Annotated in this window: 16 protein-coding genes and 2 pseudogenes; 10 read left to right on the forward strand and 8 right to left on the reverse strand. The window is 35.1% G+C overall.

Annotation, left to right across the window (positions count from 1 at the left end; translation table 11 throughout):
• Both LEP1GSC059_RS15855 and LEP1GSC059_RS15860 read left to right on the forward strand, forming a co-directional pair.
• Positions 1–226: pseudogene (locus LEP1GSC059_RS15855) on the forward strand (hypothetical protein); the annotation flags it as partial.
• A 99-nt stretch (positions 227–325) separates the two neighbouring features.
• A pseudogene (locus tag LEP1GSC059_RS15860) lies at positions 326–703 on the forward strand (Sir2 family NAD-dependent protein deacetylase); the annotation flags it as partial.
• Positions 704–779: 76 nt separating this feature from the next.
• Here the strand turns inward: LEP1GSC059_RS15860 and LEP1GSC059_RS15865 are convergent.
• The 3 genes from LEP1GSC059_RS15865 to LEP1GSC059_RS15875 are packed head-to-tail and all read right to left on the reverse strand — an operon-like array spanning position 780 to position 3,849.
• Complete coding sequence (locus tag LEP1GSC059_RS15865; protein WP_017213561.1) at positions 780–1,850, reverse strand: DUF1574 domain-containing protein; 1,071 nt, start codon at positions 1,848–1,850, stop codon at positions 780–782.
• Positions 1,851–1,859: 9 nt separating this feature from the next.
• Positions 1,860–3,344: an MBOAT family O-acyltransferase gene (locus tag LEP1GSC059_RS15870; protein ID WP_020981084.1), complete on the reverse strand. Its 1,485-nt coding sequence runs from the start codon at positions 3,342–3,344 to the stop codon at positions 1,860–1,862.
• 1 nt (position 3,345) lies between these two features.
• Positions 3,346–3,849 carry an NYN domain-containing protein gene (locus LEP1GSC059_RS15875; protein ID WP_002176499.1) on the reverse strand — a complete coding sequence of 168 codons (504 nt, stop codon included), beginning with the start codon at positions 3,847–3,849 and terminating at the stop codon, positions 3,346–3,348.
• A 72-nt stretch (positions 3,850–3,921) separates the two neighbouring features.
• On the opposite strand from LEP1GSC059_RS15875, the gene LEP1GSC059_RS15880 reads away from it, so the two are divergent.
• From LEP1GSC059_RS15880 to LEP1GSC059_RS15890, 3 genes are all read left to right on the forward strand, one after another.
• Entirely contained in the window at positions 3,922–4,758 is an 837-nt protein-coding gene (locus tag LEP1GSC059_RS15880; protein WP_002176600.1) for a hypothetical protein, read from the forward strand.
• A gap of 258 nt (positions 4,759–5,016) precedes the next feature.
• Positions 5,017–5,508 (forward strand): Mpo1 family 2-hydroxy fatty acid dioxygenase, encoded by a 492-nt coding sequence (locus tag LEP1GSC059_RS15885; RefSeq protein ID WP_002176734.1) that lies wholly within the window; start codon positions 5,017–5,019, stop codon positions 5,506–5,508.
• Between the two features lie 96 nt (positions 5,509–5,604).
• The gene (locus LEP1GSC059_RS15890; RefSeq protein WP_002153813.1) at positions 5,605–6,183 is read left to right on the forward strand and encodes a TetR/AcrR family transcriptional regulator; all 579 of its coding nucleotides are present in this window, start codon (positions 5,605–5,607) and stop codon (positions 6,181–6,183) included.
• A gap of 4 nt (positions 6,184–6,187) precedes the next feature.
• On the opposite strand, the gene LEP1GSC059_RS15895 is transcribed toward LEP1GSC059_RS15890, so the two are convergent.
• Entirely contained in the window at positions 6,188–7,840 is a 1,653-nt protein-coding gene (locus tag LEP1GSC059_RS15895) for a glycerol-3-phosphate dehydrogenase/oxidase (protein WP_020981077.1), read from the reverse strand.
• Positions 7,841–8,012: 172 nt separating this feature from the next.
• Here LEP1GSC059_RS15895 and LEP1GSC059_RS15900 point away from each other — a divergent pair, with 172 nt between their 5' ends.
• Complete coding sequence (locus LEP1GSC059_RS15900; RefSeq protein ID WP_020981076.1) at positions 8,013–9,704, forward strand: FAD-binding oxidoreductase; 1,692 nt, start codon at positions 8,013–8,015, stop codon at positions 9,702–9,704.
• Positions 9,705–10,469: 765 nt separating this feature from the next.
• Here LEP1GSC059_RS15900 and LEP1GSC059_RS15905 read toward each other — a convergent pair.
• From LEP1GSC059_RS15905 to LEP1GSC059_RS15915, 3 genes are all read right to left on the reverse strand, one after another.
• Entirely contained in the window at positions 10,470–11,237 is a 768-nt protein-coding gene (locus LEP1GSC059_RS15905; RefSeq protein ID WP_017213563.1) for an enoyl-CoA hydratase/isomerase family protein, read from the reverse strand.
• Positions 11,238–11,431: 194 nt separating this feature from the next.
• Positions 11,432–12,226, reverse strand: coding sequence for a LolA family protein (locus LEP1GSC059_RS15910; RefSeq protein ID WP_020981088.1), 795 nt, complete (start codon positions 12,224–12,226; stop codon positions 11,432–11,434).
• 13 nt (positions 12,227–12,239) lie between these two features.
• Positions 12,240–14,216, reverse strand: a complete 1,977-nt coding sequence (locus LEP1GSC059_RS15915) for a tetratricopeptide repeat protein (protein ID WP_020981061.1) — start codon at positions 14,214–14,216, stop codon at positions 12,240–12,242.
• A gap of 125 nt (positions 14,217–14,341) precedes the next feature.
• On the opposite strand from LEP1GSC059_RS15915, the gene LEP1GSC059_RS15920 reads away from it, so the two are divergent.
• From LEP1GSC059_RS15920 to LEP1GSC059_RS23245, 3 genes are all read left to right on the forward strand, one after another.
• Positions 14,342–15,622: a hypothetical protein gene (locus LEP1GSC059_RS15920; protein ID WP_020981096.1), complete on the forward strand. Its 1,281-nt coding sequence runs from the start codon at positions 14,342–14,344 to the stop codon at positions 15,620–15,622.
• Positions 15,597–16,727: a cysteine desulfurase family protein gene (locus tag LEP1GSC059_RS15925; RefSeq protein ID WP_017213567.1), complete on the forward strand. Its 1,131-nt coding sequence runs from the start codon at positions 15,597–15,599 to the stop codon at positions 16,725–16,727. The genes LEP1GSC059_RS15920 and LEP1GSC059_RS15925 overlap by 26 nt, the downstream gene beginning before the upstream one ends.
• An 823-nt stretch (positions 16,728–17,550) precedes the next feature.
• Complete coding sequence (locus tag LEP1GSC059_RS23245; RefSeq protein ID WP_036057844.1) at positions 17,551–18,306, forward strand: LA_2272/LA_2273 family lipoprotein; 756 nt, start codon at positions 17,551–17,553, stop codon at positions 18,304–18,306.
• A 66-nt stretch (positions 18,307–18,372) separates the two neighbouring features.
• Here the strand turns inward: LEP1GSC059_RS23245 and LEP1GSC059_RS15935 are convergent, their stop codons facing one another.
• The gene (locus LEP1GSC059_RS15935) at positions 18,373–19,518 is read right to left on the reverse strand and encodes a deoxyguanosinetriphosphate triphosphohydrolase (protein WP_017213570.1); all 1,146 of its coding nucleotides are present in this window, start codon (positions 19,516–19,518) and stop codon (positions 18,373–18,375) included.
• A 123-nt stretch (positions 19,519–19,641) separates the two neighbouring features.
• Here LEP1GSC059_RS15935 and LEP1GSC059_RS15940 point away from each other — a divergent pair, with 123 nt between their 5' ends.
• The gene (locus LEP1GSC059_RS15940) at positions 19,642–20,247 is read left to right on the forward strand and encodes a DedA family protein (protein WP_002176728.1); all 606 of its coding nucleotides are present in this window, start codon (positions 19,642–19,644) and stop codon (positions 20,245–20,247) included.
• Positions 20,248–20,291: the final 44 nt, after the last annotated feature.

The following is a 20,291-nucleotide window of genomic DNA, read 5'->3' on the forward strand; positions in this document are numbered from 1 at the left end:
CTCAATTCCTTCAATAGACCAGAAAGAAATGACCAAAATACTTCTCTCTCAAGTGAATAAAATTGCACCGTATCAGATTTCTTTGGAATCGATGGCTCAAAAAACCTTCAAAATTCCTTCCGAAAAACTCTCCTTTCATCAATATCAATCACTTATTGAAGCTCTTAAATCTATGAAATCTCGTTTCGAAAGAGAAACAAACCTTAGAAATTCTTCTCAACTTTGAACCAAAAAGATTCTTAAAAGAATGTTTTTTAGTATTTTTTTATACTTTTCAGTCTCGTTTTAGATGCGTTTCTGGAAGTATACTTGTGGGTGGGGACACAATCGATGTATTTCTTGCGGACAAGAATCTAAGGAAAAAATATCAGAAAACACAACCCCTCTTCCCCCACAATGCCAAAATTGTAATTCTTTTTTAAGACCGGGAGTGGTTTGGTTCGGTGAAAGTTATGACGATCGAAAGTTGAACACTTCTATGTTAAGAATGGAAGTCACAGATCTTTTATTGATCTTAGGAACGTCCGGTTCTGTCAGTATGCCTGTTCATCTAGCACAAATCGCAAAAGATTCCGGCGCTCTTATTGTAGAAATCAATCCGGAACAGTCTTACTTTTCATCTTCCGTAGACTTGTTCCTTCAAGGTAAAACGGGAGAAGTTCTTCCGTTATTGGTACGGGAAATTTTAGATAATCCATCTTAACGCCTGCTTTTATATTATTGATGAATGATTATTTAATGTGAATTCGTGGAGAAAATTTTGGTTCCGGATATACAAATCATTTCGGCAATCTTTTGAATATGAAGTCGGCGTAGTCGTTAAAACAATTCGGAGACATATGACCAGGATCACTAAAATCGTCACAATGATATTCCTCGTCCTCGTTCATGTTCCAAAAAGAAGTCCCCGTAAATTCATGCAATTTTTTTAAAATAGGAATCATAATTTCATAGGGAGTTCTTTCGTCTTGATTGTTGGTCAAAACTTTTTTAGTTTTATAAAGTTCAAAGTAAGGACGAGCAACTCTTACCCAAATCATAGCATGGGAAATTCCCATTTCTTTTACGATTCGAATCGCGTCTTCTTGGTTTGCAAGCATCTTTGGATTGAACGTAAAAGTACCTAGATAAGATTTAAAATCAGTGTTCGATCTTTTTTTAAGAAGCTCCGCAGGCAACACAACTCTAGGGCTCGAATCTGAAGTAGCACTACCTTTTTGTCTTTTAAGATTCTCCCAAATTTCGTAACGTAGTTTACTATAACCTTTTGCTAAAATTCCCCCATCTTTAGCCCGTGCACGAATTACACTCCATCTAGGACGATTTTTAACCGTATGAAATAATTTTTTGACTATGTAACCAGTAAGATCCGAATAAGAATATCGATCCAAATGTCTCAATACAAAAAGAGGACTCAATCCGTAAAAAAGAACCTCGTCCAAGGTTAAAATAGAAGAAGAATTGAAAATTTCAATTGATTCGTCCATCAAGATAAAATCCGGTTTTACACTATCGGATTGAAAACGTTCCAACCAATACAAATAATAATCGGGAGATCCTCCTGGAACGGAAAAATTAAACAATACCCAATCTGGATATTTTTTTTCTATATAATCATTTCTGAATAAAAGCGCTCTGGAATTTCCAAAATAAACCAAAACTTTTTTGCGATTTTCTTTTTTAAGATAATCTTTCAATTCTTCAAAAAGAAATTCCTTATGTCTGAAATTCAAATCGGAAAGACTTAAAGAATAATAAGGTTCTAAAATCGTGGAGCTGATCAATTTATCGATTCCGAACGAGATCACAAATATGACAAAAGGAACTAGAAGAAATCGATTTCGAAACATTCTATTCTCCTAAAATTTATAATAGATAAACGCGCTCGAATCTTCCGAAAACAAAGCAAGTAAAAAAACGGAGATAACACCAACTAACGTAAGAAGCCAAGGATCGTATTTTCTAAATTTTTTCCAAAAGCCCGGAACATACTGAACCCAATTGAAAAACACAAGACCCAAAAAAAGATAAAAGAATTTTTCTAAATTTTCCATCTGATTGAGCATAAAGAAAGAATTCCCATCAATCAAACTTCCTGCACTTCCAAGCCAGGATAAGGAAGAAAAAACAAGTTCAGTTTCAATTTTATTTGGAACGTTTTCGAAAATTCCAAATACGTGTTGTATCATTGTTTTTGCATTGTTTGCCCTAAAAAGAATGGCTCCGAAAGAAAAAAGTAAAAACACAATCCAAACCTTGGATATCTTCAAAACAAAATTTTTATCTGGAGTCAGTTTCCATCCTAAAGAAGTTTCCAAATATCTTTCTACAGCAAGTAAAACTCCCCAGTAAAAACCCCACGCGATAAAGGTATAATCCGCACCATGCCAAAAACCTCCGATTGTCATGGTTAAAATCAAGTTTAAATGTGTTCTCCAAACCGCTACCTTACTTCCACCTAACGAAAAGTATATGTAATCCCGAAGCCAAAATGACAACGTTATGTGCCATCTCTGCCAGAGTTCTCTTCCGCTTAAAGAAAGAAAAGGAGCCCTAAAATTTTCAGGCAAATAAAAACCCAACAATGCACCTACTCCCCTTGCCATATCGGTAAGACCCGAAAAATCACAAAATACCTGAATCGAATACCCAATCCCAGCAAGAATCAAAGAAGTAAAATCATACGTTGCAGGATTGGAAAATACGGGAGAAATCAGCCCAGCAGCAGGGTCCGCAATCAGAACCTTTTTGATCAATCCGCCTAACATCAAATAACAACCATTATAAATTTTATCTCGATCTGGTTCTAAATGATTTAAGTTCGGAAAAAAGTCTCCAGTCCTCATAATAGGTCCTGCGATCAAAACAGGAAAAAACAATACAAATAAAAAATATTCTTTGAGAGAAATCGTCTTTCCTTCCGGATTTCTTCCAGCGTCTACGGCAGTGGCGATCATCTGAAAACTATAAAAACTAATCGCAAGAGGAAGAACAATATGAACGATTCCCTGTATCTCTGTAAAAAAAGGATAACCAGTTAAATCCGCTAAAACCCTAGAAAAGAAATAAAAGTATTTAAAAAATCCCAGATTGATACAGTTAAAAAGAACCGACAAGATCATCCAAGACTTCGGACTATTTTGGGAAGTTTTAATACGAATATAAAAGAAATAGTTGAGTAAAATTACAAAAAGGAAGTGAAAAAAGAAAATCCAAGAAAACCAAATGTAGAAAAAAGCGCTAGAAAGAATCAAAAAATCGGGACGTCTTTTTTTAGAAATCGACCAGTAAATACAATAAACGATTGCAAAAAAAATCGCAAAAGTAATCGAATTGAACAGCACGTTATCTGCCCTTCCTAAATAAATTTTTCCAATATTCTAATTCTTGGGAACTCAGCTTTTTATCTTTGAATTCTTCTGGACCTTTTTTTTGTTTAGAAGGGAAAATCTCAGCAGTGACTATGGATGCAAATTCTTCCGAAGTAATCGGGTGTGCACCCCATTTTTTTGCGTGATAAAAAATCTCCTTATCCGAACTGACTACTTGAACATCAGCCGGACGAATTTGAGTTCGAACAAATTCCTTAATCAAGTCGTCTGCTTTTCTATCTCGGCTATAATATACATTCAATTTTCCGAATGTTTCTTGGAGAACTTCGTTTCCTATTTCTTTTTTTCCGTCAAAAAAAACGTAGAAATTTTGTTTTTTCTTTTTTTTGGAATACAACTCGATCCATTCCAAAAGAGTTCGTCTAGCATCAGAAAGTCGATTGTGATACATGGATTCTTCCAAATCTGGAAATTTATAAATCAGATTAAAACCGTCAATCGCCACTTGAGATGACATGGAATTGTAGTGACCAGAATCCCATTCTCCTAAATACTGTAAACCATCCTTTCTTGAGAGATTATAAGTAAAATGGATGATTCAGAACGTTTTCCGGTCAGGATCAACAAATTCAACATCTGGCATTTTTATCTTTGGCTCCGTGCCCTTCCAGGTTCAGGAAGAGACGTCTTTTTACTTTCTTTCGCCGTTTTAGACGTTCTCCTTCTTTTAATTTACAATTCATATAAGGAAATCCTCCCAAAAGAATTATACGTCTATGTGATCGGTTTCGATTTTTTTGTTTTAACGATTTGGATTCTGGAATTAATCGCAAAATTCAGGAAATCCAAAGATCCAAGTTCGTATTTCTCTATGAATTGGTATGAAATGATAGGAGTGGTCCCATTTTATTTTCTACGTCCTTTTTTAATTCTAAGAGGAATCAAATTACTGATTGCATTCTACAAGTTAGGTCAATCGGGACAAAACCTAAGCGATATTGTCACCAGAGAGATTACTTTCCGATTCAGAGATGTGATCGTAGATACAATCGCGGACGCAGTTTTTCTACATTCCTTGACAAGAGTAGAAGAAGTGATGATTCGCCTAGACTATAATGAACTCGCCAAAAAAGCGTTTGAACTTCATCAAGATCGATTCCACGCAAAGGTAAACGAATCTCTCCAATCTAAATTTTTATTGGGAGAATTATCTAAAATTCCATTTATGGGAGAAATTTCTAAAAGATTAGGAGAAGATATAAGTTCTATGATTACAGAAATTTTGGAAAACGAAGTTACCGGCGAAATCATGAAACAAGTTACCGAAGGCATTTTGAAAGAAATGGCAAATCACGTAAAAAAACTTCCTATCGAAAGAATTACAAAACCTTTGGAAACAGAGCCTACTACTACCTCTGAAGAGTGAAAAATGAGTGGTCAAATTTTTATAAAATGAGTTTTTAATTAAATAACACTTGGCAAACGTCGATTTTACGTAGGAATTTTATATGGTTTTATCTCGAATTTAAATTGTTTTGAAGTTTCTAGAATTCAATTATACTTTTTGAAATTGATAACGTTTCCCGAAATCGCAACTATTTAAAATTTTAGTCAGAAAGTTTGTCAAAAAAAACTTGCGGTCCTATTTCGAACGTTTAAAATTCTTAAATCTAAAGGAGTTGTTATGAAATCTGTAGAAACCTGGTTAGACGAGTACGGGGAAAGTCATCAAAATCCTATCAATAAAAACATACATTGGATTTGTGTTCCTTCGATTTATTTTACGGTCGTTGGACTTCTTTGGGCAATCCCAGTTCCTTCCGTTTTTCTATCCGTACCTTACTTAAATTTTGCAACGATCGCTCTTGTTTTGGCGCTTGTATTTTACATACGACTTTCAACTACATTGGCTTTTGGAATGTTGATTTTAAGTTCTTTGATGATGTATCTGATCGTTCTTTTAGAAAGAACCGTTCTGCCAATTATGATCGGAAATTATTCGTACGGAATTTTGGAACTTTCGATTACGATTTTTGTTTTGGCCTGGGTCGGACAATTTATCGGTCATAAAATTGAAGGTAAAAAACCTTCTTTTTTTAAGGACCTTCAATTTTTAATGATCGGTCCGATCTGGTTACTTGGGTTTATCTATAAAAAGATGAAAATTGCTTATTGATCCTGCAAAAGAAATCGGTTTTTCAAATCAATCGACTTCGATAAAAACTAATTTGCATAATACAAATTACCAAGAAAAAATATCCGAGGGAATTCGATGCCTAAGATAGTAAATCATGAAAAATACAAAACGGAGATACTAGCCAAGTGCGTGGATATTCTTGCGAGAAGAGGATATTCCGCGGTTTCTATGAGAGAAATCGCGGCGGAGTTGGACGTTTCTACTGGAACACTGTATCATTATTTCGCCACGAAAGAAGATATATTTAAGGAATTGGTTAAGTTCGTATTAAACAAAGACATTGAAGAATTACAAATTCACTCTAAAGGAGATTTAGGACAAACTTTAGAAACCAGAGTAGAATCCCTTTTTCAAATGGTTCAAACAAGAGAGACCTACTTTCAAAATTTACTCTATATCATTTGTGACGTTTCGAGATTAAAAAATCATGAAGAAGAAAAATCTTTGATCGCAGACACCATCAAAGAATATGTTCATATCATAACAAAACATTTAGGAATTACAAACCCCGCCCTCAACCGAATTTTAATCAGCGTAATTTTAGGAACTGTGGTTCAAAGGATCCTAGACTCGGAAGCGATCAGTCTTTCGGAAACCTCGGATCTTGTTAAAGATTTCTTATCGATCCTTCTTTCCAATTCGTTTACATTCTGATTTTTTAATAAATCTTATAACGATCCTTTACCGTTTTGATTTCTTGACGGACCCTACTTTGGTTCCAACCTAGATGTTTTCCCAATGATCCGAAAAGTCTGTTCATCTCTTTTTCTTCCAATAAACCTGGTACACCCACACCCGATCTACGAAAGAAAAAATCAGTCGCAAACCGTATGTCTTCTCTATTCGTGATAAATTTTACTTCGCTTTCATAAAATTTTTCTCCGTTTTGAAGAACATAAAATTCTTCTTCTGGTTTACACTTTTCAAGAATTCGATACGACTGAGATCCATAACGAAACGCTAAAGTCTCAATCATTTCTCCGTTAAATTTAATAAACTTTTTTTGCAGATCCTTAACGAGTGAAACAAGGTCAGAATAATGTCCGGTAGAAGGTGGAACCGATGAAGTTTCACAAACTCGAAAATTTCCCGGAAGATAATCGGCTACCTTATTAACTACCTCTTCCGCTACACCACGACTCGTAGTATATTTTCCCCCCATCGCCGTAAAAAAACCAGGAAAACCCAATTCTTTATGATCGATAATTTCCGTCTTTCTGGAAGTGTTGTATGTAGATCTGCCCTCGCCCGAATCTTCTACAAGAGGTCTTAAACCTCCGTAATAAAAATCCACATCTTTTAAAGTCAGATTTGTATATCCAAAGGAATTGTTGATTTCGCTTAACAATTCTTCTATATCTTTTTTAGTAACTCTAAATCGATCCGGATGATCCGCGTATTCTGTGTCCGTCGTTCCAATAATCGTTTTGTTTCTCCAGGGAATTACAAAAAGATGTGTGCCGTCTTTTTTTTTCGTTACTAAAATTTTATCCCCGCCGATTTTTCTGGTAACTACGTGTATCCCCTTGGATCTTACAAGGTGTTTATCAATTTCAACTCCTGCAAGAGATTCTACAAAATCTGCCCAAGGTCCCGCCGCATTAATAACCGCCTTAGTTCTATATACGATTTCCTTTTCTGAAATTCTATCTCTTGCAATGATTGTGTATAAAGAATCGTTTGAACGGGTGATGGAAACCACTTCCATATAATTTTTCGCTTCTGCTCCTCTTTCTCTTGCAGAAAAAATAAATTCACAAGTATGTCTTTCTGGATTGATATTTAAATAATCATAATATAGGTAAGCACCCTTTAGTTTTTCGCGTTCAATCGTAGGAGATTCCAAAAGTGTTTGTTCTTTGGAAAGAAAATCATATCTAGGAATCAATCTATCTTTACATATATTTGTGTTTCGGTCATAAGAAAGAGAGTCATATAAAATCATTCCGAACTTCAGAACGATCCGATCCATGTTCGAATAGAGAGGGACCAAAATCCCCATTGTTTGAACTGCTTGTGGTGTAATCCTAGCTAATGTAGCCCTTTCTCTCAAAGATTCTCTGACAAGCCCTAACTCTAAATTTTTTAAGTACCGCAAACCTCCGTGAATCATTTTAGACGTCGCCTGACTGGTTCCAGAAGCGTAGTCGTTTTTTTCCAAAAGAATCGATTTCATTCCTCTCAAAGTGGAATCCCAAAGTACATGTGCGCCCGTAATTCCACCTCCGATCACTAACAAGTCGTAGACGGAAGTTTCTGAGTTTCTAGATGATTTTGTTTTTGAAGAAGATAATTTTTTATTGGTTGGCATATTCATCTCGATTTTTTAGAAATGAAACGGATTCTTCCGATTTTAAACCCGAAAGGATTCGATCATTGGTTTATATAAGATATTTATTTTTTCGATTTGTTTCAAAATATGATCTTCTATTTGAAAAAAATTGAACGTTAATGAGCGTTATCACTGGAGATTTTCAAGCGTTATGTTTTATAAGGAACTCAATTCTAAGATAGATTATACAAGAGAGAATTTAAGATGGAATTCTTGGGGAGCTTACGGTCAGGACTTTTTTAAAGTTGAGCAGATGCAAGAAATCCTAAAATTTTTATCAGACGAACTTCAAATTTCAAAAATACGAAAAACTCCTCCAGTCGCTCTAGAAGAGATTACTCTTCCTAAATCTTCTTTTACGCCGACTCAGATTCGAGATTTGAGTAAAATCAGCGGAGTAAAACATTTTTCAATCGAAAGAAGGGAAAGAATTCTTCATTCCGCTGGAAGAAGTTATTACGATGTACTAAGACTTTCGTTTAACTCTCTTAAAAATTTTGTAGACGGAGTGATTTATCCTGGTAAGGAATCTGAAATTTCTAAAATTTTAGAATACTGTTCTAAAAATCATATCACCGTAATTCCCTATGGAGGTGGTTCTTCTGTAGTGGGAGGTTTAGAAGTAATCAAAGGTAAAGGACAAAAGCAGGTCCTTTCTTTAGATACTACTCGAATGAACTCTATTTTATCTTTAGATTTGGAAAGTCATTTAGCCACGTTCCAAACTGGAATCTACGGACCTCATTTAGAAACATCCTTAAATGAAAAAGGATTTACCCTAGGTCATTTTCCTCAGTCTTTCGAATATTCTACGTTAGGCGGTTGGATCGCAGCTCGAAGCGCGGGTCAACAATCAAATCGATATGGTAAGATTGAGGAAATTCTTACTAGTTTAAAAGTAATAACCCCAACAGGCACGGTAACAACTCTGAGAGAGCCTGCTGCTTCCACAGGTCCGGAATTGAATCGAATTTTTGCCGGAAGCGAGGGTCTGCTCGGAATTATCACAGAGGCTACGATCAAAGTTCATAAACTTCCTGAAATTAGAAAGTATTTTGGAATCCTATTTCCTAATTTTGAGTCAGGGGTTAATTTTATCCGAGAAGTTAATCATAAGGAAATTCCAACTTCTATGATCCGTCTTTCCGATCAAAACGAAACCCGTCTTTATCAAACGTTAGGCACTCTTGGTAAAAAAAATACACCGATCCTCTGGCTCAAGAACCGGATTCAAAATATAATTTTAAAATGGAATTCCTTGGGCAGAGATAAATGTGTAGTTTTACTTGGATTAGACGGCCCTCAAGAAGAAGTATCCCGAAACTTTTCAAGGATCAAATCGATTCTTCGCAAACATAGAGGACTTTACGTAGGTACTCATCTAGGTGAACAATGGATTCATTCCAGATATAACATGCCTTTCCTTAGAAATCATTTGATGGAAAACGGAATTGGTGTGGATACGATGGAAACATCCACTACATACGATCGAGTTCTTAAACTTCATAAAGAAGGAATTGACTCTTTGGAAAAATCAATCCCGAATTCGATTGCTATGTGTCATATCTCCCATAGTTATCATGAAGGGGCCTGTTTATATTTCACCATTCTATTTCCTATGGACGAAAAAAAAACTGCAGAACAGTGGTTCAAAATGAAACGTTCAATTTCAGAAACTTTTTTTCTAAATGGTGCTCCTATTTCCCATCATCACGGTGTCGGTTCTGATCACAAAGTTTGGTATGAAAAAGCAACTTCCAAACCTGCCTTGCAAGGTCTGAAAATGTTTAAAAAAGAAGTAGACCCAAAGGAAATCTTAAATCCGGGAAAAGTATTTCACTAAAAGTAGGAGTTCCTACATTTTTTTAACTTAAAAATGAACTTTCTTAAAACGAAATTTTTAACCCTGAGCTAGTTGAACATAAATTCAGCGCAAAAAATTCATCTTTCTAAAAAAGTTGGAATCTAAAATTTACAGATCAATTCCTTAAATGTGGGAACTCATACAAAAAGTGAATGATTAAAAATTCGTAATGTGACTTAATCTGCAGGAACTACTCCAGATTAAAATTTTACGAACGAATTCTAAAATTGTAGGAACTCCTATTTTTAGAAAATCTTTTTCATTTTCTTATACCAAACCTCGCGTTAATTGAAAAAAGTTGGAAAAAATGTAAGTGAAAGAAACTGTAGCGCGGGTCTTGATTGTAAATAACGTGAATTGTGAATTCGGTATAAAGCAAAAGAGGAACTCGAGTTAGATATTTTTGAAAATGTGGGAGCTACTGCATAAGTTTCGTTGCAAAAAAGAAATAATTTAAAATTACAAGAACGATAAAAAGAGAGGTAATTTGTGGGAACTACCACATTCAATCGGATCTTTTAAAAAGGATTTAATCTAAAATTTTAGAACAAGTTCCGAAAATCTCTAAAATCCTAAAAAAGGTCCGCCAATTAAATTTCTAATAAAATCATCGTTTGTGACATTACAAAAATCCAAATTCATCTTATAGAAGTTCCCTTACAACAAACCTCTTTCTAAATTTAAAATTCAGTTTCCTAATAAATAAAATAAATTTAATTAATTATTTTATTAAAATATTCTAATCTACTGAAACACGGGTCTTCTTTTTTCTAAAATGGACCTCATACCTTCCTGACCGTTTTTAGAAAAAATCGCTTCCGAGATCAACTTAACGTCCCTTTCAGCGTTATGTTCCGCAAAAACACGAACCGGATCACGCAAAGAAACTTTAATTCCAATTACGGAACCGATCGCCATATCCTTGAACTGATCACAATATTTTCGAGCACGAGTTATCAGATCGTCCAAAGAAGAAACAATCTCATCAATCAAACCAATTTCTAAAGCCTCTTCCGCTTTGAGAGCCTTTCCAGAATACAAAAGATCTCTCGCTTTTGTAATTCCAACAATTTCTTTAAGCATAAAACCAGGAACCGCAGGGAAATTGATCCCTATCTGTGATTCTGGAAAACCGAATCTTCCCTTTTTTTCTACCATAATTCTATAATCAGAAAAGACCGCAAAGACCGCTCCCAAACCCATAGAATGCCCGTTCATTGCGCAAACAACGGGTCTATCCAAAAATAAATATTTGGATGCAGTCTCCAAAGCAATACGCATAACGTTTCGGATTTCTTCCGAAGATTTACCCACAAAAATTTCGGGATTAAAGCCGTTAGAAAAAAATTTTTCATTTTTAGAAGTTAAAATGACTGCTTTGATCGACAAATCTTTAGCGATCAAATCCAGTTTTGCAGAGAACGTTTTGAAAAATTCTACGTTCAAAGAATTTACTTCGTTAGTTTCAATATAAAGCTCTAAAATATGACCATTTCTGGTTTCGGAAAGCATATTCATTTCTCCTTATTTAAAAACCCACTCTATAATTTTTTTATAAATCTTAAACAAATTAAAGAACATATTTCCCAGACCGGCTTATTACACTTAATATATTCTAAAAATTGAATATTCCATATTTACAAATCTATTTATAATTTTAAAATCAACCTTTGAATTCATTTGATAGGAATTATAGATTTTGTATTTTAAAATTGAAATTTAGAAGCAGAAATCGTTTCGGAAAGAGAAATCTTTTTCATTTTAATCTCTACCTTATTCTGATCTAAATTGGTTTTCGGTTCTACGATTCTTGTAATTGTGATTTTTGGAGGAAAAGAAACCGTCCCTTGAACCTTTGTGATCGCCTTGAGATTACTTTTTTTAGAAAGTAATTCCACAGAAGAAATTCCAAAATCGGTCGTCCAAAAAGTAATGTCTTCCCCAGTTTTTTTTACAAGAATCGCCTTTTCAGAAAGATTTACATAAATTGGATCTGTTCCCGCAAGACCGGAACTATTATTGGATAAAAGAGAATATAAAACCGGAAATGGAATCGTAGATTGTTTTTTACCGCTTGGATCTTTAAGAAGAATATCCCCCATCGGAAGAACCTGCATCCCTCCGTTTGCGGTTTTGATATGAATCGAATTTCCATCCGTATATACTCTAGATACAATCATTCCAAAAAAAGGATCGGCAAGTTCTATGTACATCTTCCCGGAAGGTTTATCATAAAAGATCTTTCCATCCGCAGAAAAAGTTTCCTTTTTAGGAACAAAGTTCTCTATCCGCATCGAAAACTCTCCCGAATAAGAAGAATTTTTAGCTTCTAAATCTCGGACTGCTTTCAGAATTTTAGCCGCTTCCGGATTTTTAGAAGACAGGAATTTTAGATTTCCTTTATCTGAAAAAGAAATCTCCTCAATTTGAGTAGTGGCGCAATTACCATTACTTAAAATTGAAATTAACATTAGAATATTAAAATATAATTTAAATCTCATGATAGCTCATTTTTTATTTGTTATTTTGTCGAACACCAATTTGTATTTTTTTTTGAATTCTGGAAATATCTTCCTTCTTTTTAAAAAGTTTTAAACTTTTTTCCCAATAGGCGACCGCGTTTACACCTTGGTTTTTTTCCTTATAAACGTCTCCTAAATGTTCTAAAATAACTGGATCCTCTCCTCCCTTGTCCTTTAAAATTTGATATGCAAGTTGAAGGTGCAAAAGTGCTTCTTCGTGATTTCCTAGTTTGAAAAAAATCCAACCTAAACTATCTTGATAAGCCTCGTTGTCAGGAGCGAGTTCTACAGCTTTTTGAACGAGAGAAAGAGATTCTTCCAAACGAACCCCTTTTTCGGAAAGATAATACCCCAAATAATTATATGCGATCGGATTTCCTGGATCAATCTCTATCGATTTTTTCAGATCCTTTTCCATAAATTCCTGTTGTTCCAACCTTTCATGAACCGAAGCCCTATAAAAATAGTAGATTGCATTTTCTGAATCTGTTTTTATTGCTACATTCAATTCTTCTAATGCTTCTTTATATTTTTCGTTGGAAGCCAAAACAACTCCGAGTAAATATCTAGCATAGGACAATTCTGGACTAGTTTGTAGAACGTTACGAATGAGAGTTTCTGCTTCTTCTTTTTTATCAGGAGGATCATTTCTAAGTAAATACGCAAGATGCAACTGAAACTTAAGTTTTTCCTCTTCCTTTTTAGAACTTTCTACCGCTTTTCTGGACATCAAGATCGCACGATAAATATAACCTGATTGTTCATTACAAGAAGCAAGAAAATCATATATTTCCGCCTTACTCCATTCTGTAGATTTATCGGATACGATTAACGCCTTTTGTGCGATTCTTTCCGCAAGTTCAAATTGCTGCATTCCGAACACAAGTTCTGCTACTTCTTTGAGTTCTTTTAGAAATAAAGAAACGTTATTCTCCTTTTCATATACGTCAAACATAGCCAGTCTGACCGCTAAACGACCCGGAAATTTTTCTTTTATCGGCAAAAGTAAAACTTTTGCCTGTTCAGTTTCACCCTGAAGAACTAAATAAAGCCCTTCTAAAACTCCTCCCTTAGGAATTTTAGAATTTCTGTTAAGAATATTAAAATATTCGAATGCGGTTGCCCTACTTTCTATAAAATACATTTCCGCAAGAAGATGCTCCACAGAGGAAAGATTTTTTTTCGTCTTTAAAATTCTGTTTAGCTCTTTGCGAGCAGAGGAAAATTTACCCAACTGATTCCAGATTTTTGCAAGAGTCAGTCTTGCAGAAAGATCGACTGGATTTTGATGTAGATACGAATTTAAAAAATAGAGCGCCTTTTTAGGTTGTGCGTTTGCAAAATAAATCTCACCCAAAGACTTATCCACAAACGATCTATACTTTGGATTTCCTTCTCGATTTCGGATCGTATCGCTCAAAGACGTCAGATAAAGAATTGCTCTCGGATAATTTTTAAGTTCCTGGTTGAGAGAACCCAAAAGATAAAGAAAATCGGAATCTTCCGGAAAACGACTTAAGTTCGTTTCTAGAAAGTCGCTCGCTTTTTGAAATTCACCAAAACGAATTAAAATCCTAGCCTTTAAAAGGTAGCCATCTCTAAAATTCGGATCGGAAAAAATAGCTGCATCCACTTCTTTAGAAGCATTTTCCAACTGTCCTAAGAAAAAATGTACATTTGCTTTTGCAACTCTGGAAACCGGAGAAACTTCTTTTTGTAGTTCTTCGGAACAACGAATATATCGATCGTAATATTCTAAAGATTCCTCGTAAATCTTTTTGGATTGTTCCTGAGATTGAATTCTTGCGGCATTCGCTTGTCTTTCAAATGCAAGAGAAAGAAAATATTCTGGAGGTGAGTATTCACATTCTGATTGAGAAAAAACGGATATTGGAAAAAAACAGATTCCAAAAATTAAAAACACAAAAAAAACGAAATGAAAACCGGTTTTAATATTTGCTTGATTCATTCAGGTAACGAAACAGATTTGAAAAGAATGTTCCCTCTATCAGGAACCACCTGTCCGGAATTTCATTCTGCGACCGATCCGTTCAGGAGTCGAATCAATTTTCCAATCTCGGAGAGTTCTAAACTTTGTTAACTTACATTCGAGAAAACCAAAAGTATATACTATTCCTAATTTTTGTTTGGATCATCGCAATTGTATGGATTCTTCCCAATCGGTACCAATTACTGAACCGGCTCGCGCTGATAATTCGACCTCCCGGTTATGACCCAAAAACTGCAGAAGAATTTATAAAAAAGGGAGATTCCATTTTAGAAAAAGAAGTCACCTATCAAGATTTAGGCGAACGGGTTCCAGATTTAAATGTGATGCGAGAAGCTTGTTTATATTACTATTCTTTGAGTGAAAGAGATAAGATTTTATATAGACCTTCTTGGACCGATTCTATGTCAATCTGGAGATTTAAAGCCGAGGAAAATTCCGAAGATAAAAAAAAATCAATCAAAACACAATCCAGAAGCCCTATCACTGGGAGTTTTAATCCGGGAGATTATTGGAAGGTAGTATCTCCCAACGTATTAGAAGCTTTAGATTATTATAAAAGGGCTTTGAACTTTTCAGGACCAGATCTAAACGTTCCTAAAAAAATTGAAAAAACCGCCCTAGCAGTTTGTCGCCCGGAAGAAGTATTGTTAGCATACGCGGATTACATTCGAAATACGGAAGAAGCGGTTCGAATCGTAATGGAAAAAACTCAAAAACCTAAATCTTTTTTTTCTTGTAATCAAACAGAAGAACAACCAAATGTATTGACTGAAAAACAAAATCTAATGAGGGTTTGGTCTCAGATAAAGTCCAATACGTTTGTAATCGATCCAGATCGAAATCTAAAAGTTAACGCAAACGATTTTAAAAAAGCGCTTAACATTCTTGCATTTGGAATTTATAAAACTGGACTCAATTCTATTTCTCCTTTAGAAGCGGACGGAGTTTTAGAAAAATTACTTTTCTTTTCCGATCCAGGTACAATAGAATATGATGAATTACTAATGAAACGAGGAATGTTAAACTATCAATTAGGAAAACGAGATCCCATTTTTTTTGATAAGGCAATTTTTTATTTTAGAGAATCTTCTAAATCGGCTTACTTAGACAAGGGTTCTATTTTTGAATCTAGACTTATGATTGTACGTATAGAAATTCGTAAAGGAAAACTCGATCCTGCTCTGTTAGAATTACAACAATTAGAAACGGAACTTTATACGATCGATAAGGCTTATAGAGTCACTGGCAGAGGAAGAAGTGATCTATTAGAAGATCGTAAAAGACTACTTAGATACATTTTGAGAAAAAAAGGAAGATACGAAGAAGCGGACGAACTTTATGTCGAAGAAGATTCGATACTTTGATTATAACGCGACTCATCCTCCTTTTACGGATGTACTCGTAAAAATTCAAAATGATTACTTCTCTGATTTTTACAATCCTTCTGGAGTGACTCGGTTTTCTTTAGCCCGTCAAGGAAAAATAGAAGAAGCTCGTAAAACCTTAGAATCTTATACGGGTAAACCCGCAAAAGAATTCGTTTTTTCTTCTACGGGAACCGAAGCCAATCATCTACTTACAAAATCAATTCGAGGAAAATTTTCGAGTTCTGCGATCGTTTCCTCTTTAGAACATTCTTCTTTATATTCTGCTTTAGAATTTGCTGGATTTGATTTTCAAAAAATCCGTTCTCTACATTCCGGTGAAATTGATTTAGACCATCTGGAAGAACTTTTAAAAATAAATCCTTCTCCAATTTTTATATTACAAGTTGCTAATGAATCGGGTGTAATTCAGCCTTTGGAAAAAGTTCATTTACTCGCACTGAAATATTCAGTCCCACTCTTTTCGGATTTAATGCAATCCTTCGGTAAAATTTCAGTTCCTTTTGAATTTTTAGACGGTTTTACGTTTTCCGGTCATAAAATTGGAGCGGGAATGGGGGTTTCCGGAACTTGGGTTCGTTCCGATTTGGTTTCAGAAAAAGAATATGCAATTTTTAGAGGAGGAAATCAGGAAAATAACCATAGGGCTGGGACTGAGAATTCTCCCTCAATATTAGCACTTTCTGAAGTACTAAAGCAAAGAATTTTAGAACAAAAAGAAAAAAACGAACTTTTAAAAAATTTTCAAACTCAAATTGAAAACGTTTTAGAAGAATGTAATTGCAAAATAATAGGAAAAAACGCAAATAGAATTTCTTCTACTTCTTTTTGTATTCTTCCCACCGACGACGTTGACTTTTTTATGATGGGACTGGAAGAAGCTGGTTTTGTGGTTTCTACAGGCTCTTCCTGCAAGTCCAGATCCAGAGAACCTGCAACGTCCCTTTTATCTATGGGCTTTTCGAAAGAAGAAGCGTTACGTGCAATTCGAATCTCAACCGGTTGGTTTACAACCCAAGAAGAAGTGGACGAACTTTGTAAAAAAGTTATAGAAGTTTTGAAAGCTCTCGACCCCTGCGATTAGAATCGAATACGAATTATCCACAAAACGATTTCTTTTAAAATATAATTGTTGAAAAATTTTATAGTTCAGATCAACAAAGCTAACCGTTTCTATAAAAGAAAAACTGATGGAGATTCCATTTTTCAATCACCCTAATGATCATTAACGTGAAAGGGATCGATGAATGAACTCAGCACAACGCTTCCTATCATAACCAACCCCACAAGTATTTGGATCTCAATATTAAATCTGTGGGAATTACGACAAATCCTCTGTAAAACTAAGTTCCCACCCTAGAACGCGATCCGTCGAGAGCGTTCTGCTGAGTTTTCCCACGTTTTGGGTGGCAACTCAATGAATTACTTCCCATGGGTCGCAATTCAGGTGGAGAAGTTCGGAAGACTTTTCTCTATCAGAAAAACATACTTTTTGCAAGTAAAAAGACTCATTCTTGTCGGAACACTTGAAAAATGTGTGTTTTTGAGCCCACAACGCGATTCATAGAGAGCGTTGTGTTGAGTTTCAAACGCGATTCATAGAGAGCGTTGTGGATCAAGTTATTGGTATTTTATAAAAATTGAATCTGATTCTGAAATTTCACAATAACTTAACCAGAGCTAAAGAGCCCGGTCCGACTGCTTAACAGCCGGATTCGCCCAGGGTTTCTTACATTGAACTCACACAAAATTTAGGTTTTTCTATAAAATGTGTTTTTCATTGAGTGAGAATCACCAAACTGCAGTTTTACGCAAAAATTTGATTTTAAACCATTATCTTTAAATTTCACAGAGATTCCCACAACTTTATTGACAGTCGCGCGATGACGTTCAATTTTTGAACATCCATGTCTATAATAGTAAATTTTTCTAATATCTTTATAATTTCCTGTTGTGTGTTTGTATTTAACTGCGGTTTTGCTTTAACACCAAAAGCAACCATAACAATTCCACGAAAAACGGATATAGAAGTTTTAAGACTCAACTTGCTCTATGGCGAAACATATAACGTTTTCGGATTGAATTTAGGACTATTTAACTTCATTAGAGATAATTTGATAGGAGTTCAAATTGGAATTGTAAATGAAGCGGAAAATGCCTCAGGACTACAAATTGGTTTACTGAATAATTCGAATCCAACCTACGGCGCTTTAAAAGTCGGATTTCTCAACACAAATTTTTTTCTAGATCGTGGAATGCCACATCCTTTTCATGAAGACGAAAAGGTAAAAAATCAAGCCGTAAAAGATCTCGCACTTTCCATCGGAGCCGTTAACATGATGAGTGGAAGGTTTAATTTAGGACTATTCAATTGGGGAGAAGGTCTAAATGTGGGACTCGTCAACATGAATGAGGGCAACTCCCTTAATTTAGGAATTGTAAATATAGGAACGACTCTGGAACTGTCTCCTAAAGAAAAACAGGCTATTAGTTTCGGAATCTTCAATTCGGGATCTCATAAAGAAGAATTCCAAATCGGAATCATCAACTATTGTCCTAACAATACAATTCCGATCATGATCGTCGCAAATTATTGTTCCAGTCCTTCTTCGAAACCGCAGCCGGAACAAAAAACGGAAACACAATCAGAATCTACAAAATAAACATTCAAAAAATAATATATTCCTATACTACATTTAAAAAAAGAGAAACTCTCTAATTTTTGAATATTAAGGAAGCGACTGATAGGTCTTCTCCGCATATCTGTCGGTCATACCCGCGACGTAATCGCTGATCACTCGATGCAAAGATTCTTCTTCAATCCTTTCTTTATAAGTTTCCGGAATTTTTTCAGGATGTTTTAAAAAGTAATGAAATAAGGATTCTATAATTTTTTTTCCATAGTCACTCATACGAATCAAATCTTCATGACGATATAATTTTTCATATAAAAAAGACTTTAGTTCTCTAAATTTAAGATCTACTTGATTCGAAAAAGAAGCGATTCGAATATCTTGTTTCCAAAGAAAAGATAGGTCTTCATTAGATTGAATTTGATTTTTTTCCAACGCACTGGAAATACTCTGAATCAGATCCGAAACCAAAAAATTAGTGAGAGTTCGAATCGAAGTTCTAATCAGAATTTTTTCACCTACTTCCTTATACTGATCCTTACATTCTTCGTAGACCTCTTTCCAAAAAGGATTCTCCAATAAATCCCCTAAATGAAGATAACCCATTTCCCAACCGTCTTCGATGTCATGATTGGTATAAGCGATCTCATCGGAAAGATCTGCAATCATTCCTTCTAAAGACGGACCATTTTCCTTTCTTTCTAAAAGTATAACAGAAGAATCATAATCTGTTCCGTGTTTCATAAGACCTTTTAAAGTTTCTCTACATAAGTTAAGTCCAGGAAAGTTAGGATATTTTTTTTCAATCGAAGTTACGATTCTTAAAGATTGTTTATTATGCTCGAACCCTCCGTAATTCTTCATAAGCCCGGACAAAATTTCCTGACCTGCGTGACCAAAAGGAGTGTGACCTAAATCATGCGCCAAGGCAATCGATTCCGAAAGAAGAGAATTGAGTCCAAGTGTACTGGCGATCGTTCTGGAAAGCCCCGCAACTTCTAGAGTATGAGTCATTCTATTTCTATAATTCTCTCCAACGGAAAAGATAAACACTTGTGTTTTGTATTGTAGGCGTTTGAATGCGCTGGAATGAAGAATCCTATCTCTGTCTCTTTGAAATGGAAGTCTATAAGAATGTTCCTCTTCTTCGTAAATCCTGCCTCCGTTATTTGCGTTAGAAATAGCATAAGGAGCCAACGTTTCCGTCTCTTTTTGAAGCAAATCGTCTCTGGAAAAATACACGTTTTACAAAATTTAGAGAGTTTTCTGAAAAGTCCCTCCACTTTTTTTGTTTGTTTACTGCTATTTTACCCTCATTCCATTTTATTGACTTTGGAATCCTAAAAAATAGGATCTGCTCAGAAGATGGAATTTTTAAATATTCTTGTGAACGTATTTTCCGAATACGGATATATTGCCGTTTTTTTAGTATTGATTCTTTGTGGATTTGGACTCCCTGTTCCAGAAGATATTTCTCTCGTTTCCGGAGGGGTAATCGCAGGACTTGGAAAAGCAGATCCTCATTTTATGTTCCTAATTGGAATGGCGGGAGTACTCATTGGAGACAGTTCCGTTTTTTTAATCGGTAGAATCTACGGAGTTCGTGTACTTCAAATCCCTATGATTTCTAGAATTGTCACGCCTGAAAGATTTGCCAAGGTTCAAGATAAAATTTCTCGCTATGGAAACTGGGTTACATTCATGGCGCGCTTTATGCCAGGCCTCAGGATGCCTATTTATCTCACTGCAGGTACCTCAGACCGAATTTCGTTCTACCGTTTTGTAATCTTAGATTTTCTAGCAGCGGTTATTTCTGTTCCGGTTTGGGTTTATCTTGGATATTTCGGAGCTTACAACTTTGATATTCTAATGAATTGGGTTCACAATGGACAACTTTTAGTATTTGGATTTTTAGGAACTGCTTTTTTGTTATTCGGAATCGTTTATTGGATTCGCAAGAAACGTTCTTAAACCAGAGAATTTCTTTACATCTTCCGAGTACCGAATATTGTTTG

This window comes from Leptospira noguchii serovar Panama str. CZ214 (assembly GCF_000306255.2).
GTDB lineage: Bacteria > Spirochaetota > Leptospiria > Leptospirales > Leptospiraceae > Leptospira > Leptospira noguchii.